The following is a 16262-nucleotide window of genomic DNA, read 5'->3' as shown; positions in this document are numbered from 1 at the left end:
GTTATTGCGGCAAACTAAACATGATTTCAACCAACTGCCCTTCCCGTTCAACCATAACAGAAACTTCAGTTAATTCAGACAATTGGCTCATCATTTCTAACGCCTGACTCATCACAGTCAGGTCGTATCCATTAATCGATTTTGCAAGGTCATTGGGTTTAAAGCCCGCTTGCTTAAAAAGGTTCACATCTTTACCTGGGTTTAAACGGTAACCCACGACGCTTTCGCCCTGTCTAACGGGAGAAATCGCGATGTAATCGGTAATTTTGCTGGGATCGGCTAAGAGTTCACTGCGGGATTCGGCCAGCTCTTGGGAAATTCCAGTATTTTTGCGTTGATCAACGCGGCTAACCACTTCGGCCTTTTCACTCTTAGCCTTTTGTAATTGCTGATTCGCAGGGCTTTGGCTGGTGTAAACCAGACCATCGAGCATCAGGGTCTCGTAACGGCCTGCGTTAGTGATGATAATCCGGTCGGCATAGACTTCTTTTAACGACGCCGAAGTGCCTTTGATCTTATCGCCTAGGCTGTAGGTTTCTTGGCTGCCGCTGGACTCGATAATCGCGAGGCCCTTTTGATCGGCGGTTGAAGCCACCACACCCGTTAATTGAATAGAGAGGGAAGTCTTGGGCGCATCGGTCACAGTCTCAACCACTTCCACTTTCGGTTTATCCGATTTGGCATCGGCTCTACCAAACAGTGCAAGCTGCTGTAATCCCGCAAGATCAACTTGCCCAGCGCCTTTGCCCGTTGTCGTGACAGCCGTTGGCGACCAAGCCGTTGGGGATGAAGTGCTAGGTACGAGTTTCCATGTAATTTGCGCGGCTAAGAGTAAACTCAGAATAAAACCAAACCAGAAAACAACCTGACTCAATGGCTTATGCGGAATACCTGCAGCTTTAGCGATAACTTTATCTAATAAATCCATATTTATGTGGACCCTCAATACAGGTCTCTGTTCTGATTATAAAATTTATAATGTTCGCCACATGCTAACCTAGGCCGCATTTGGCAACAAGCCCATAACAGTATTGCAATTGGCGAAAATTGGCCATTTATGCTAACTTTGCCCGCCTCAAAAGGGTGTGAAGCGCACCACCCTTTAACATCATCGCAATGCGACTTAGGCATTTTATTGCTCAGCATGTGAGCTCATCGAGCTTTTATCTTGGAGACACTATGACGCAAAGTTCAGGCGACAGTGGCAGCGTTCGACTCGATAAGTGGTTATGGGCCGCACGTTTTTATAAAACCCGTGCCATTGCCAAAGAAATGATCAACGGCGGCAAAGTACATTACAACGGTGCTCGCACCAAATCTAGTAAGAATGCCGAGATAGGTGCCGTCCTTAAGATACGACAAGGATATGACGATAAAGAGATCGTCATAAAAAAATTATCTGAAATGCGCCAAAGCGCGACGATTGCGCAGGAATTGTACGAAGAAACGGCTGCTAGTGTGGCCAAGCGTGCGGTAAACGCCGAAGCAAGACGATTGAATATTCTCAATAATCCTGCGCCCGACCATAAACCGGATAAAAAGCAACGACGCCAACTTATCCGTTTTAAAGAATACTAAGAATTACGTAAAAGTTACCTAACAGTGAGATACAAGATGATACAAGATATTTTAAACCGCTACCTGTTCGACAATGCCGATGTGCGTGGTGAACTCGTACAGTTACAAGACAGCTATCAACAGGTGATTGGCTCACACGCTTACCCACCCGTGTTGCAAATCCTGCTGGGTGAATTGCTGGCGGCAACGTCGCTGTTAACCGCCACCTTAAAATTCAGTGGCGATATCAGCGTGCAGTTGCAGGGTAACGGCCCAGTATCACTGGCGGTGATCAATGGCAATAACCAGCAGCAATTACGCGGTATTGCGCGCTGGGAAGGTGAGTTAGCCGACGATGCAAGCCTCGCCGATCTGTTTGGCCAAGGTTATATGGTTATCACCCTAACACCGGATGAAGGTGAGCGTTACCAAGGCGTGGTCGCCCTCGACAAGCCAACCTTAGCCGCCTGTGTTGAAGACTACTTTAACCAGTCAGAGCAATTACCTACTGCACTGTGGTTATTTGCCGACGGTAAACAAGCTGCGGGTATGTTCCTGCAAGTATTGCCAAGCCAAGAAGACCACAATGCCGACTTCGAGCATTTGTGTCAGCTGACCGCGACCATCAAGGCGGAAGAGTTATTCACCTTAGATGCGCAGGACATCTTGCACCGCCTATATCACCAAGAAGAAGTGCGTCTATTCGATCCTATCGAAGTCAGCTTTAAATGCACTTGCTCACGTGAGCGCAGCGCAGCCGCGATCAAAACGATTGATCAAGCCGAAGTCGAAGCCATTCTGACCGAAGACGGTAAAGTCGAAATGGGCTGTGAATACTGCAATGCGAAATACGTATTCGATGGCATTGATATCGCAGCCATTTATGCCAACGGCACCGGCTCAAATACCCAGCAGTAAGTCAAAATTGACTGTTAAAAGGGCACCTTAGGGTGCCCTTTTTTGTACCGCCTCAATGATCCAGCTCACACTTTACCCACGGATAGGATACAATCGGCACACTTTGTCGCCTAGCACGACTAGCGCGATAAATAAAAACAAAATCGGCAGACGATCGATAAAAAAATAACCTTACAAATACAAGTCAATGGAGACCTCACTATGGCGGATGGATTAAACCGCGTTCACTACAACCCCTCAACAGCACAACTGGTCGAATTTGCCCTGCTACGCGGCGAAGGTGAATTGACTGCAAACGGCGCACTGGTTGCTAAAACCGGTACCCGCACAGGTCGCTCTCCTGGCGATCGCTTCATTGTAAAAGAAGACAGTTCAGCGGCTGACATCGAATGGGGACCCGTCAACCAAGCATTTGAACCCGGTGCTTTTGAAGGATTATGGGCGCGTGTAGAAGCATTCCTCGCCGATAAAGAGTTGTTTGTATCTGACCTCGAAGTCGGTGCAGATCCAGAACATTACCAGCCAGTGCGTGTGACGACTCAATACGCTTGGCACCAACTGTTCGCCCGCAACCTTTTTATCATCCCAGAAGAATTTAACCGTCAAGACAAGCCTGTATGGCAAATCATCAACGCGCCAGACTTCGTCTGTGTTCCTGAGCGTGATGGTACCAATTCAGATGCGGCGGTGATCTTAAACTTTGCCGAGCGCAAAGTGTTGCTAGCGGGCCTGAAATACGCTGGCGAAATGAAGAAGTCGATGTTCTCTGTACAAAACTTCCTGCTGCCAGCCCAAGGCGTATTGCCAATGCACTGCTCGGCAAACGTAGGTAAAGATGGCGACACTACCCTATTCTTCGGTCTGTCAGGCACGGGTAAAACCACGCTGTCTGCGGATCCAAAACGCTTCCTGATCGGTGACGATGAGCACGGCTGGGCACCAGGCGGCGTATTCAACATCGAAGGCGGCTGCTACGCCAAGTGTATCGACCTGAGCCAAAAGAACGAGCCAGTGATTTGGGATGCGATTCGCTTCGGTACTGTGCTGGAAAACGTGGTCATGGACGAACACCGCGTGCCTAACTACAAAGACAGCAGCCTGACGGAAAACACCCGTGCAGCTTACCCACTCGAGCATATCGCTCAGCGTAAAGAAGACAACCGTGGCGCCGAGCCGCACGCAGTGGTGTTCTTAACCTGCGACGTGTCTGGCGTATTACCACCGGTTTCTATCCTGAGCAAAGAGCAAGCGGCTTATCACTTCCTCTCTGGTTACACCGCTAAAGTCGGTTCGACTGAAATCGGTTCAACCTCGGCGATTCAGTCAACCTTCTCGACTTGCTTCGGCGCGCCTTTCTTCCCACGTCCTGCGGGCGTGTATGCTGAGCTGCTGATGAAGCGTATCGAGTCATTCGGTAGCCAAGTGTACTTGGTTAACACTGGCTGGACTGGCGGTCCACACGGTATTGGTAAACGTTTCGATATCCCAACGACGCGCGCCATTGTCGATGCGATTGTCAGCGGTGAGCTGAAAAACGTCGACACCGTACACTTAGAGACGCTGAATCTGGCCGTGCCTGTGGCGGTACCCGGTGTAGACACTAACCTACTCAACCCTGTGAACACTTGGAGCGATAAGGCACTGTACGCCGAATACGCCCAAAAACTGGCCGAAGCCTTCACTAAGAACTTCGCTAAGTACCAAGTGTCAGATGCCATCCGTAACGCTGGCCCAAAGGCATAAGCGGGTAGCGGACTCATTTAGATAATGTAATCAAACACATTATTGAGTAAAAAAGCGCGGGTTCAGCGATGAACCCGCGCTTTTTATTTGCCTGTTGATTTTATGACTAAGAGCCTGCCGCACTAAAGTCACTGCGATAGATTTTTTATGTGTTTTATTTCTTATCGATTAGTTAAACCAAGCTTAAATTAATGCTGCGTTTTTATAATCACAGATAACAATCATCATTTTTTAGGAAGCGGCACCCAAATGGAAAACCATAAACCTGTCACTGGATTCCAGCGATTTCTCAATGGCGTCGAAGTCGTCGGCAATAAACTGCCCGATCCGGCGGTGTTATTTGCGATGTTTCTGGGCCTAGTCTGGCTGATCTCTTGGGGATTATCGGGTGTCAGTTTTGATGAAATCGACCCTCGTACTGGCAACCCCATTCAAGTCGTGAATATGCTCGAAGGCGGCGCACTGACTGCATTTACCTCGAACATAGTCTCCACCTTTGTGACTTTTCCACCGCTCGGTGTCGTGCTGGTTGCTATGCTGGGGCTTGGCGTGGCTGAGCATACTGGCTTTATTAATGCTGGTCTGCGCTCGATTTTATCTGTGACCCCCAAGATGTTACTCACCCCGGTATTGATAGCCGTAGGTATCCTGAGCCATGTCGCGGTTGATGCGGGTTATGTACTGGTTATCCCACTCGGCGCGGTGATCTTCTATGCCGCGGGTCGTCATCCCCTAGCCGGTATTGCCGCCGCTTTTGCTGGCGTATCCGGCGGTTTTTCTGCGACCGTCGGTGTGCCATCGAGCCTTGACCCTATGTTAGCGGGCTTAACTCAGGCCGCGGCCAGATTATCGGCCGACCCAGCGGCCGCTACATTAACGATTAACCCACTAAATAATATCTTCTTTACGTCGGCTTCAGCCGTGTTAATTATCTTAGTTGGTTGGTTCTTAACGGATAAAGTGATTGAGCCGCGCCTAAAAAACACCGCAGTGAATGGCGATCCCAGCACGCTGCCAACGCTTGATGAGCTGGCGCCCCATGAGCGCCGCGGTCTCAAATTCGCTATGGGCGCCATGTTGTTATGTGCCTTAGGGCTGGTGTTTACCGCCTATGGTGACAACTCTGCCTGGCGTGGTACCGATGGCGCGCTAACCAGTGCCTCAGCTCCCTTAATGCGCTCCATTGTGGCGATTATTTTTGTGTTCTTCCTCGTGCCAGGCATAGTCTATGGCTATGTTGCGGGCACGGCGAATAACCACAGAGCCATTATTCAAGGCATGAGTAAGTCCATGAGCGGCATGGGTTATTACATTGTCATGGCCTTCTTCTGCGCCCAGTTTATTTATGCCTTTGGTCAATCCAATTTAGGCGCATTAATGGCGATTAAAGGCGCGTTGGCGTTGAAAGAATTGGCCCTTCCTATGGGCGTAACATTAGTCGGGATTGTGTTTCTCACCGCGTTCGTCAATCTATTAGTCGGCTCGGCATCGGCCAAATGGGCCTTGATTGGTGCCATTATGGTGCCCATGTTAATGGAGCTGGGCGTATCGCCCGATTTGACTCAAGCCGCTTACCGCGTGGGCGACTCGTCGACCAATATCATTACCCCGCTAATGCCTTACTTTCCGTTGATTGTGGTGTTTTGCCAAAAATACGTTAAGGAATCAGGCATTGGCACCTTAGTGGCGCTGATGCTGCCGTTTTCAATCAGTTTTCTGCTGCTTTGGAGCGGTTTCTTACTCGCTTACTGGGCCCTAGGTCTGCCATTAGGAATTGGCAGTTCACTCTCCTTCCCGGCACTATCTTAGCCTTAGTATAAATATCGCTTAGCAGAGACGTCGGCTGAACTATCACAGATAAACAAAAATGGCGCCAACTCGACAAGAGTTGACGCCATTTTTATATCTATTGAATCAAACGATTGGGTTTACTTCGTATCCGATCTCAATACTAACTCGACACGGCGATTCTGCTGCTGCCCCGCCTCATCACTGTTGCTAGCAACGGGAGCATGTTCACCTATGCCTACGGCTTCCAATTGTTGAGTTGGAATACCATGACTCGTGGTCAATAACTTCACAATCGCCACCGCGCGGCGCTGGGATAGACCTTGGTTATAGGCTTGATTACCTTTGTCATCGGTATGACCCACCACATAAAATGCACGCTTAGGATTTGCCTTTAAATAACTGGCAAGCACCTCGACAACGGGCTGCGCCTCGGGCAACAACTTGTCGCTATCGTACTCAAATAACAGCCCTTCTAAGGCAACATGCCCCTTGACTTCGATTTGGTCGGTCAGCGCCTCAAGATTGATCCCCACGCGATCATCCTTAAGCTCAGTCTCCTCTAACACCCGCAAGTCGGTCCATAAGCCGCCGATATAACCAATGGTATAAGTGCTCACATGCACATTCCCCTCGGGGCGCGTTAAGGTATACCAAGCATAAAACTGGCTGTCTTCGTTACCAATGTTCACCAGAGAATCAATGGCTTTGATAAACCTATCCTCCCTACCACAGGCTTTTCCCAGACACTCAAATTGCGTCTCGAATCCGAGTTTAGCCAATGCCACCTTGTAGTTAGTGAACACCTCGTAACCCGAATATTCCTTTGGTATTGAATAGCCATTTTGAGTCAACTTACCCGCACGCTCCACCAGCACAGGCTTATTGCTTGCATCCATTGACGACACAAAGGCAGTGCTGGCAAAGCCTTGGCGTTTAAAGTCCTGGATATAACTTCCCTTTAGGCGGCTGATAAGCGGATGATCCTCGGCGCCGTTGGTATCCTTCTTTTGATTATCTTTAAACTCGATTTGCTTAGGCGCCTGCTGTAAAAATGCAGCATTAACTGTGACTAAATCTAACGGCTCGGGGATCACCTCGAGCGTCGTAATATGAAGACCCGCAGAATCATCCATAACTGCTGCTTGTATGGCGGTATAAAACTCTTTTTGCTCATTTTTAACTCGAGCAAACAAGTAACCACTTTCAACACCAATAACACCATCTAACAGGGCAATTTTCTCTCGCAATAAGCGAGAATCACCACAGGCCTCAAGCAGACACTCGAATAGGACTTCGCCACCAAGCTTTTTAATCTGCTCACGGTAATTGTCGAGAATATGCGCGGGGCTATATTCAGGCGCTAATTTATATTTTTGCTGATGGACCTGACCGAAGATAGGCTTAAAACGATAGTCAGATCTTTGTTCACCCGCGCTGATAATAAAGGGATATTCGGCATAATGGCGCGTCAATTCATCCTTTAATTTCGCCGTAGGAAAAGGCGTAAATAATCCCTCATCCGCCGCCATCAACGACAATGGCAACAGGCTCGTCGACATAGCCAATAACCCCGCAAAACAACTCCGCTTAGAAACACGCATCAATATTTACTCTCCATAGAAATACTGCTGCGAAAAGTAACACTAAACGGATTGCGCAATAACAAATATGAAACAAGTTAATACTTTAGCGTGATTGAGGCGATGGGTTGTACAAGCAAAAATAGCTGCCGAAAATGCAGACTGATTTAAAAACAGCCGCATTTTGACCGGAAGGATGCCAAACGTTGTCGTGAAAGGGATTTCACATCAAGCCACATGTTTTATCACAAGCGGCGTCGATTTTTATCCATTCAGACCGATACTCACGCCCTTCTTAGTCACCTAGGCTCATGCTATTTGGCTTGGCCACGAATAACACTGCAACACGTTGAATACTCGACGTTATCAGATGACTCCACGCTAACTTAGTGCAATGGAAATTGCCGAATTAATGTAAGGACACAAGATGTTTAAACCTAAACTGCTCTCTTTGCTGATCGCCACCAGTTTGCTGACGGCATGTTCTGGCTCAGACGATAAAGATGACACCACCACGACGCCAGAGCCGACGCCTCCAACTGAATACGCACATAAGGTCACAGGTCAAGTCACTTATATCGGCGCTATCGCCGGGGCCAACGTGTGCGTCGATCTCAACCAAGACTTAAGCTGCTCAGAGGGTGAACCGAGCACCACTACGGACACTGACGGTAAGTATCAAATCGATTGGAAAAGCGAGACCGAAAAACCTAACTATTACCTGTTGGCCAATTGGATTGATAACGCACCGTCATCTGCACGCTCGGCATTGGCGATGAGCTCTGCCGCAGCTAACACCAGTGCCACCACTGGCGGCATGAATATCGTTGCCCTGCCCGATCATGCGGGTCATATCAACGCGCTGACCAATATTGAGTTTTCACGCTATCGCAAGATGATTGAGGCCGACTTAACGCCACAGCAAGTGATTGAGTTCCGCGCCAAACTCAAATCCTTATACGCCACTGGATTTAAACAAGTCGAAGCCGATTTATTTAGTCTTTCGCCCGAAATCACCCTGCAACCCACATTTCTCGACACCCTGCTGTTACACGATTACCTGCTAAACCTCACCAATGAGCGCACAGTGGAAATTTTGGCGGCTATCGAAGTGTTAATCGCCGCATTTGAAGCCTTCGAGAATTTAATCCTAGGGTATGGTTTTGGCACTGAGGCTTATCTGCAAACTAATCCCGTTGCCGTCACCAATAAGGTGGAGAGCACCTTAGTGTCCTTCGGTTATATGGAAGCGCCGGTTGATGGTAAGGCGATGAACAGCACTGACTGGGATACAGTGTTTAGCAGCATGCTCAATCATACCGACGCATCTCATGTGCTCAATATCGCCACCGTTCGCAACAGCCACTTTGTCAGCTTAGATTATGGTACTGCTGACCAAACTCTTACTGGGGTATTTTCAGGTGACGCTGTGATGATCTTCGACAACACGTCGGGAGAGGAAGTCCCTACCGAATGCTGGAATGAGCCAATGAAGAAATGGATCAATGCCTCACGTAACGACCAAGGGTATGTCCTCAAAGAACCTGTGATTGAAGGCAATCAATTAAAAACCGTTTATGCCGGCACTGAAGTTCCTGTCGAAATGAATTTCCATAAGTATCAAAACACGGCCGCTGACTGGCAAGATTTGCTGGCAAACCTCCCGAGCGACCTTAAGTTGGCGTCACTCAGCTGGCCTTCACAAATATATCGCATGGATATTAAGCAAACTGCCGACGTGTTATGCCGCGAAGAAGATCCCACCACCTATGAAACGGGCGTTGAAACCGCGAGCGAGCTTTCTACTAGCTTGATCGTGGAGCTATTGTGGCCCTTCGCTTACCCCGAGAGTTACGTAGAGGACTCAACGAATAAATTCACCATTCTCGATAGCTTCGGTCAGCCTGAAAGCCAACATGAATGGAGCATTAGCACCAGTCCGAACGGCGGCAAGCTGCTAACTATCACTGAAATTGTGGAGGATCCGATTGCGAGCCAGATGGTGCAACCAAGCTACTACCTTGTAACCTCAAACTTGCTGACTGAAGTTGAGCTAAACACGGCATTTGATACGACTGACAATAAACAGTTATATCGCTTTACCTACGACCAAAGTTTCAGCAATACCCTGCACAACCACTTTAAGTCGCTAGCAAAGTAAAGCTTACTCCATCCGCGCCCCTGCGTTGATTCCTCGGGGGCGCTTATCTCTGCTTAAGTCGCGCCCCCCACAAAGAGCCCATTAGAGGCTGATAAATGCATCTCGCTCATAGTAAAAGATAATGGCTTCAAGCAGTTCCTGTTCACTGGGCTGAGCTTTTTGCTGCTTAAGATTATCAATCACATCCTCTATTTGATCCGTGTTTAGCAGATAACCATAGTCACTGCGGCCTAAACCATCCTCAAAGGCATCGATTTCGGCATCCGAGAGATCCCTATCAGCCACTATCGGGAATAATAGCGTGGTCAACTGTAGAGATTCACCGTCATCAAGATCTTGATAGACCAGCCAATAACTTAATCCAGGTTGTTCGATGCACTTTCTTATCCAGCGCTGTAACGACTCGGGCTGACCGAAAAATGAGCTGATATTCATAATGTCCTCGAATGGCGTTGTCATAGTAAAACCGAGTGAGTCACTAAATTGCATGGTCATAGAGGCTATTCACCACTCCCAAGATGCATACAAGTAACAGATGGGAGTTCTCGCGACTCAACTCGCCCCAAGAATACGAGAGGACATCTGCGTCCATCAAAGCCAAAATCACAATTCATCAATTCGATGGACAAAAAACCAATCAAATTTAAATAAACGTTATTTTACAGCATGTATTTTTAAACATTATTCATTTAGTCGTCGCGTTATTTAGATTTTGGTTATTTTCAAACCAAGGTTGGTGATGTTTCACAAAACCCATAACAGCAACTGTGGTACCTTAAGCGCCCAAAAAAACGTGTCAAGGCTGAGCTTTTACGCCAAAAGCGAGGGCAGGCCTGTAAATAGATAACTAGTCTTAACACACAAAATGCCGCGGTAATTGGGGAGTTTCGCAAGAATGAAGAGCAAGAGTTTATTAGGCAACATTGGTGTGCAAGTGGTTATTGCCATGATTATTGGCGCACTGGTTGGTTTTACCATGGGCGAAAGTGCGAGCATCTTCGCCCCACTGGGTACCATCTTTATCCATCTAATCAAAATGCTAGTGATCCCACTGGTACTGGTGTCTATCATCAGCGGCGCCGCCAGCTTAGGCGATAGCCCCTCGGCGGGTAAGATTGGTGTCGGCACCTTCGGTTTCTTTATTGTCACCTCGGGAATTGCCGTGGCCTTGGCATTAGTCATGGGCAAGGTGTTTACCCCGGGCGCGGGCGTCGACTTTACCGCCCATAGCAGTAGCGGCCTGATGGAAGTCACCGCCGAACATGGCGCACTGCCAGGAGTCATGGACACCTTTATTGGCATGATCCCAACCAATGTGTTCGAATCACTAACTGGCGGAAATATCCTTCAAATTCTGGTGTTTAGTATATTTTTCGGTATCGCTCTGACCAAGGTAAAAGGCGATGGCGCCAAGCCCATCATGGCGGCGTTAAATACCGTCGTCGACGCCTTTGTGTGGATGATCAACTGTGTGATGGTGATTGCGCCCATTGGGGTATTTGGTTTGATGGCCGATTCCGTCGGCACCTTCGGTTTCGATGCCTTAGAAGTCGTGTTTAAGCTGTTTGCCGTGTTTGTGGCCGCGATTCTGATCTACGGTTTTGTATTCTTCCCCTTAGTGGTACAGCTGTTTTCTAAGGTATCGGCACGCCAATTTATTTCGGCGATGAAAAAACCTCAGGTGATGGCACTGTCGACGGCATCGTCTATGGCCACGCTGCCGGTGAATATGGAAACCTGTGAAGAAGATCTTAAGGTTTCTAAGGCAACCACCGCCTTTGTGCTGCCTTTAGGTGCCACCATCAATATGAGCGGCAACGCGATTTACTATGGTTTAGTCGCCATGTTCTTCGCGCAAATGTACAACATCGATCTGTCGATGACCGCCTATGCCGCGATTATCTTTACCTCTACCTTGGGTGCCATTGGCCAAGCGGGTGTCCCCGGTCCGTCATTTTTAGTGGTCGCTGTACTACTGGCCGCAGGGATTCCAATTGATGGTTTACCACTGTTATTCGCCCTCGACCGAGTGTTTGACATGATCCGCACCGCACTCAACATCACAGGTGATGCCGCCTGCGCCATCATTATGGATAAGTACACCGCAGAGCCAAGCTCGAACTAACAGCATAAATACATTGATATACCAAGGCTTGAATAGACTTGCTTATTCAAGCCTTTTTTATACCTAAACCCTCGGGATACCGCATCTTATCCCTCTGATTTTGTATCACTTAATGCAGATTTATGTGATCTTGCCGACGCCTTGGTCTAAGCTCAAACGGCGCCGCCTCGCAATTCGTATTTCTTTATCTGCCAAGCCACACGGACACAGTGCCTTTCTGCGATAATGGCTTGGCTACCATCAGTCCAAAGGAGTGTTGCATTATGTCCGTATTTGCCCCTGCAAGCCCTTTTGCCGACTTTATCTATCGTCATTTCCGCGCCATTCACGCCCTTAAACTCGGCCTCGCCCTGCTGATTGCCGTCACCATTAACGCCATTTGGTCGCCGCCGCATTTTATTTGGAGCATGGTGACCATAGTGATCATTATGATGAGTCTGCCGCAGGTGGGCGGCGCAATTGAAAAGTCCCTGCAACGGGCAGTAGGCACCTGTTTAGGTTCGGCTTATGGCGTGATGTTAGTAGCCACTATCGACAGTTATTGGCTGATTATGGGGCTGCTGATCTTAGGGGTCACGCTGATCTGTTTTATCTCGGCGGGGCGCTACAGCTATGCCTATCTGGTGGCGGGATTTACCATTATTATCGTGGTGGGCGATGCGAACCACGACACCTCAGAGGCACTCTGGCGCACGGCGAATATTCTGCTCGGTTGTGTTATCGCGATTCTGGTGTCGCTGTTTATCTTCCCGATTAAGGCCAAGCAGGACTGGCGCAGCCAGCTCGCCAATGCCATCGACAGTATGGCCAAAGTGCTGACCCAACATCTACAGGCCCCCGCCAACCATGATTTAGACTTTCGCGCCGAACTCGAGACGGCCATGAAGGCGGTTTTAACCCAGAAGAAACTGTTTTTCTCCCTCGAGTGGGAAAGCCAAACCCTAAAAAAACATAAAGTGCTGCTGGCGGAATTAGTCAATAAACAGGTGCGGCTGATCACTCTACTCGAGCTATTACCTTTGAGTCGCTGGCAGGAGGCCGACAAAGAGGCATACCACCAAATCAACCGTGTCGCCGCAGAGCTTACGGCTTATCTTCACAGGCTGAGTGAATTTGTTGCAGGTAAAACAGCCACATTGCCAACACTACCAAATTCATTAGAGCAGGAGTTGCAGCACAGATTACAACTCAGCTTAGCCGCCCAAACGCCAAATTCGGCCCCTTTAGCCAATGAAGTCGCGCAGGGATTTGCCCTCACGGGATACGGCTGGCTTATCTATCAACTCGCCATTGCCGTCGAAGCGCTCTACGCCGATATCGAGATTATTGAAATCGCCTATAGCGGACAAACCGTGTTACATAAAATCGCCAAACCTTCATAGACTGTTATCACGGGGCGTGGCAGCGAAAATCACTCACCCGAACCAAGATAAACCCTTGGCAGCCCTTGCACTCGCAGGGGCTTAATGAAAAGATACCGCCCTAATAAAAATTCGATGTGTGGACTGTTTTCATGCGCTTGTTTTCCCCTTCCGTTATCGCCATTGCCTGCTTATCGGCGGGTTCACTATTCACCGCCCCGTTAGCTGTTGCCGCGAATACCGAAGTCGCACAACCCGAAGTGACAACGACTGGAGCTGCCAACGCTGAAGTCGCAAACACTGAGGCAGCTAAAACCGACGCAGTTGACGCCAGCGCCGACAGCAGCGCTTCGCCCGCGGCAGAAGCCACTCCCGCAGCCGCAGTAACAGCAACACCGACTCGCGCCAATACCTTTGTGAATGACGCCATTCTCCCGCCAAGCATCACTTGGCACGGTGGCAGCGAAGCCCTGTTACTCAGCGCCGATAACGAATGGGCGACCCCCTTCGAGCAAAGCAACGGCACCGAAAGCCCAAGCTATGACGATACTATTACTTGGCTTGACCGACTGGCGGCCGAAACCACCAAATTGCAGAAAGTCAGCCTAGGTAAGAGCCCTCAAGGGCGCGACATTTGGATGTATGTCGCCAGCAGCGAAGGCATTAACGAATCGGCACGCTTAAAGCAAAACACTAAGCCGACGATTCTAGTGCAGGCCGGGATCCACGCGGGCGAAATCGACGGTAAAGACGCCGGCATGATGCTGCTGCGGGATATCATCAAAGGCGACAAGATCGACTTGCTCGAAAAGGCTAACTTGCTGTTTGTGCCTATGTTTAGTGTTGATGCCCATGAGCGCAGCGGCGAATTTAACCGCGTAAATCAGCGCGGCCCGGTCAATATGGGTTGGCGCACCAATGCCAATAACCTCAACCTGAACCGCGACTACGCCAAGGCCGACACCTTAGAAATGCAGCATATGCTGCGGGCAATCAATGTGTGGCAACCAGATTTGTATATCGATGTGCATGTCACCGACGGTATCGACTACCAATACGACATCACCTTCGGCTACAACCTTGCCCAAGGCTTGAGCCCCGCCAGTTTCCGCTGGCTCGAAAATAGCTACCGCCCAGCGGTCGAAGCGGCATTAACCGCCCAAGGCCATATCCCTGGTCCGCTGATTTTTGCCGTCGACAATACCGACATCACTAAAGGCATGTCACTGTGGAACCCTAGCCCACGCTTTTCTAATGGTTATGGTGATGCCCGCCATCTGCCTACCATTTTGATTGAGAACCACAGCTTAAAACCCTTTAAGCAGCGCGTACTTGGCACTTATGTAATGCTAGAGCAAACCCTGAAAACCGTGGGTGACCAAGCGACTAAGTTAAAGAGTGCGATTCAAGAGGATAAATACCGCGCCTCGCCACTGATCACATTAACGTGGAAATCGGCGCCACTGGCTAAAGGCTGGGATTTTAAAGGCATAGATTACAAGCTTGAGCAGAGCCCGATTAGCGGCACCGAGGTCGTGCGTTGGACAGGCGAGCCTAAGCTGTACCCCAATTTACCTGTGATTGCCGAAACTGTGCCCGATATTAAAGTCACTCGCCCGAGTGCTTACTATATTCCCGCCCAGTGGGCACAAGTGATCGACCGCTTAAATCTACACGGCATTCGGATGACACGTTTAAGCAAGCCAACTGAGCTTAAATTGCAGCAATATAGCTTGAGCAATCCGGTGTTTAATACCAAAGCGTTCGAGGGGCGACTCACAGTGAAGGCAGACTCGACACTGACCAAACTAACCACCACCTTGCCCGCGGGCACAGTGAAAATCAGCACAGATCAACCCTTAGGCGATCTGGCGATTTTACTGCTCGAGCCACAATCACCGGACTCGTTACTGCAATGGGGCTTCTTCAACCCTATCTTTACACGTACCGAATACATTGAGGACTACGCCGTAGAGCCGCTGGCCGCCAAGATGCTTAAGGAAGATCCAAAGCTGCAGGCGGAATTTAACAAAGCACTGGAAAACCCAGAGTTTGCCGCCGATCCCGAGGCACGTTTACGCTGGTTCTATGAGCGCAGCCCTTACTACGATAATCAATATCTTAAGTATCCGGTCTACCGTAGCCGTTAATCCCGCAGTTAAAAACGGCAAGGATTAAGCAGGCTTACGCGCGCTAATGCTATACACCAAGGGCACCTGTTGCCCTTGGTGTTTTAGTACATAACGGCCATCGGCTTGCGCCTCTAGCCCTTCGAAACAGTTATAGGGGCTAAACGCAAACTCGTGGAAGAACTCCAACACTAAACCCGCCTGCAATAAGGCATTGATCACCTCAGACAAGCTATGGGACCAGCACATTAAGGTCTGCAGCTCATCACCGGCATTCTCGGTATAGGTCCCTTCCTGCTCAATGTCTGGCTCACCGCGATTAAAATAGCTATACCCATCAAATAGCTGCTGCGCCGGATGAAACTCAGCCATGTAAAACTGTCCGCCGGGCTTTAAACACGCCGCAATGGTCTGCGCCCAGAGCGTTAAATCCGGCAACCAAACAATCGCGCCATAGGAAGTAAATACAATATCTTGCGGCTCAACCTTGCCCGCTACGCTGTAGACATCGCTACAGATAAACTCGGCGGACAACTGCGTCTGCTGTGCCAGCTTGCGCGCCTCAGCAATCGCCACCTCGGATAAATCGACCCCAATGACTTTTGCGCCCATTCGCGCCCACGACAGGGTATCTAAACCAAAATGACATTGCAGATGCAGCAGGCTTTTGCCCGCCACCGCAAGCTCGTTTAGCTCGATTTCCGTTAAGGATGTGTTGCCACTCAAAAAGCCTTCAACATCATAGAAATCAGAAGTTAAGTGCACTCGAGTGCGGGCATCCCAAGCGATTTTATTGGTCGTTAAGTAATCCATATGAGTCCTTTCTGGTTACGCTTTTTATCAAGCTGGAATGTTGGACACACGCTAACCGAATAAGTGATTAATTTCACCACTCTT

12 protein-coding genes are annotated in these 16262 nt (G+C 49.2%); 8 read left to right on the top strand and 4 right to left on the bottom strand.

What is annotated here, in order from left to right; translation table 11 throughout:
• Position 1: 1 nt before the first annotated feature.
• On the bottom strand, positions 2–928 hold the full coding sequence (gene gspC, locus CF168_RS00800) for a type II secretion system protein GspC (protein WP_089066677.1): 927 nt from the start codon (positions 926–928) through the stop codon (positions 2–4).
• A gap of 251 nt (positions 929–1179) precedes the next feature.
• Between gspC and hslR the strand changes: the two genes are divergently transcribed.
• From hslR to CF168_RS00780, 4 genes are all read left to right on the top strand, one after another.
• Entirely contained in the window at positions 1180–1578 is a 399-nt protein-coding gene (gene hslR, locus CF168_RS00795; protein ID WP_089066676.1) for a ribosome-associated heat shock protein Hsp15, read from the top strand.
• Positions 1579–1614: 36 nt separating this feature from the next.
• Positions 1615–2475 (top strand): Hsp33 family molecular chaperone HslO, encoded by an 861-nt coding sequence (gene hslO, locus CF168_RS00790; RefSeq protein ID WP_089066675.1) that lies wholly within the window; start codon positions 1615–1617, stop codon positions 2473–2475.
• Between the two features lie 201 nt (positions 2476–2676).
• Positions 2677–4218: a phosphoenolpyruvate carboxykinase gene (locus CF168_RS00785; RefSeq protein ID WP_089066674.1), complete on the top strand. Its 1542-nt coding sequence runs from the start codon at positions 2677–2679 to the stop codon at positions 4216–4218.
• Positions 4219–4467: 249 nt separating this feature from the next.
• The gene (locus CF168_RS00780; RefSeq protein ID WP_089066673.1) at positions 4468–6027 is read left to right on the top strand and encodes an AbgT family transporter; all 1560 of its coding nucleotides are present in this window, start codon (positions 4468–4470) and stop codon (positions 6025–6027) included.
• 119 nt (positions 6028–6146) lie between these two features.
• Here CF168_RS00780 and CF168_RS00775 read toward each other — a convergent pair whose 3' ends face one another.
• Complete coding sequence (locus CF168_RS00775) at positions 6147–7610, bottom strand: OmpA family protein (protein WP_089066672.1); 1464 nt, start codon at positions 7608–7610, stop codon at positions 6147–6149.
• Between the two features lie 406 nt (positions 7611–8016).
• Between CF168_RS00775 and CF168_RS00770 the strand changes: the two genes are divergently transcribed.
• Positions 8017–9750, top strand: coding sequence for a hypothetical protein (locus CF168_RS00770; protein WP_089066671.1), 1734 nt, complete (start codon positions 8017–8019; stop codon positions 9748–9750).
• 81 nt (positions 9751–9831) lie between these two features.
• On the opposite strand, the gene CF168_RS00765 is transcribed toward CF168_RS00770, so the two are convergent.
• The gene (locus tag CF168_RS00765) at positions 9832–10245 is read right to left on the bottom strand and encodes a DUF7716 domain-containing protein (protein WP_240520051.1); all 414 of its coding nucleotides are present in this window, start codon (positions 10243–10245) and stop codon (positions 9832–9834) included.
• A 400-nt stretch (positions 10246–10645) separates the two neighbouring features.
• Here CF168_RS00765 and CF168_RS00760 point away from each other — a divergent pair, with 400 nt between their 5' ends.
• The 3 genes from CF168_RS00760 (at position 10646) to CF168_RS00750 (ending at position 15386) form a co-directional block, all read left to right on the top strand.
• The gene (locus CF168_RS00760; protein ID WP_089066670.1) at positions 10646–11875 is read left to right on the top strand and encodes a dicarboxylate/amino acid:cation symporter; all 1230 of its coding nucleotides are present in this window, start codon (positions 10646–10648) and stop codon (positions 11873–11875) included.
• 263 nt (positions 11876–12138) lie between these two features.
• Entirely contained in the window at positions 12139–13257 is a 1119-nt protein-coding gene (locus tag CF168_RS00755) for an FUSC family protein (protein ID WP_089066669.1), read from the top strand.
• A 131-nt stretch (positions 13258–13388) separates the two neighbouring features.
• On the top strand, positions 13389–15386 hold the full coding sequence (locus CF168_RS00750) for a M14 family metallopeptidase (protein WP_089066668.1): 1998 nt from the start codon (positions 13389–13391) through the stop codon (positions 15384–15386).
• A 24-nt stretch (positions 15387–15410) separates the two neighbouring features.
• Here CF168_RS00750 and CF168_RS00745 read toward each other — a convergent pair whose 3' ends face one another.
• The gene (locus tag CF168_RS00745; RefSeq protein ID WP_089066667.1) at positions 15411–16178 is read right to left on the bottom strand and encodes a class I SAM-dependent methyltransferase; all 768 of its coding nucleotides are present in this window, start codon (positions 16176–16178) and stop codon (positions 15411–15413) included.
• Positions 16179–16262: the final 84 nt, after the last annotated feature.

Source organism: Shewanella bicestrii, assembly GCF_002216875.1.
GTDB lineage: Bacteria > Pseudomonadota > Gammaproteobacteria > Enterobacterales > Shewanellaceae > Shewanella > Shewanella seohaensis.
This window is presented reverse-complemented; position numbering and strand designations above follow the sequence as displayed.

Bases quoted from the DNA above. Each gene is read 5' to 3' on its own strand.
- hslR (WP_089066676.1), top strand. From the start codon at position 1,180: ATGACGCAAAGTTCAGGCGACAGTGGCAGCGTTCGACTCGATAAGTGG.
- gspC (WP_089066677.1), bottom strand. From the start codon at position 928: ATGGATTTATTAGATAAAGTTATCGCTAAAGCTGCAGGTATTCCGCAT.
- CF168_RS00775 (WP_089066672.1), bottom strand. From the start codon at position 7,610: ATGCGTGTTTCTAAGCGGAGTTGTTTTGCGGGGTTATTGGCTATGTCG.
- CF168_RS00760 (WP_089066670.1), top strand. From the start codon at position 10,646: ATGAAGAGCAAGAGTTTATTAGGCAACATTGGTGTGCAAGTGGTTATT.
- CF168_RS00750 (WP_089066668.1), top strand. From the start codon at position 13,389: ATGCGCTTGTTTTCCCCTTCCGTTATCGCCATTGCCTGCTTATCGGCG.
- CF168_RS00770 (WP_089066671.1), top strand. From the start codon at position 8,017: ATGTTTAAACCTAAACTGCTCTCTTTGCTGATCGCCACCAGTTTGCTG.
- CF168_RS00765 (WP_240520051.1), bottom strand. From the start codon at position 10,245: ATGACCATGCAATTTAGTGACTCACTCGGTTTTACTATGACAACGCCA.
- CF168_RS00745 (WP_089066667.1), bottom strand. From the start codon at position 16,178: ATGGATTACTTAACGACCAATAAAATCGCTTGGGATGCCCGCACTCGA.
- CF168_RS00780 (WP_089066673.1), top strand. From the start codon at position 4,468: ATGGAAAACCATAAACCTGTCACTGGATTCCAGCGATTTCTCAATGGC.
- hslO (WP_089066675.1), top strand. From the start codon at position 1,615: ATGATACAAGATATTTTAAACCGCTACCTGTTCGACAATGCCGATGTG.
- CF168_RS00785 (WP_089066674.1), top strand. From the start codon at position 2,677: ATGGCGGATGGATTAAACCGCGTTCACTACAACCCCTCAACAGCACAA.
- CF168_RS00755 (WP_089066669.1), top strand. From the start codon at position 12,139: ATGTCCGTATTTGCCCCTGCAAGCCCTTTTGCCGACTTTATCTATCGT.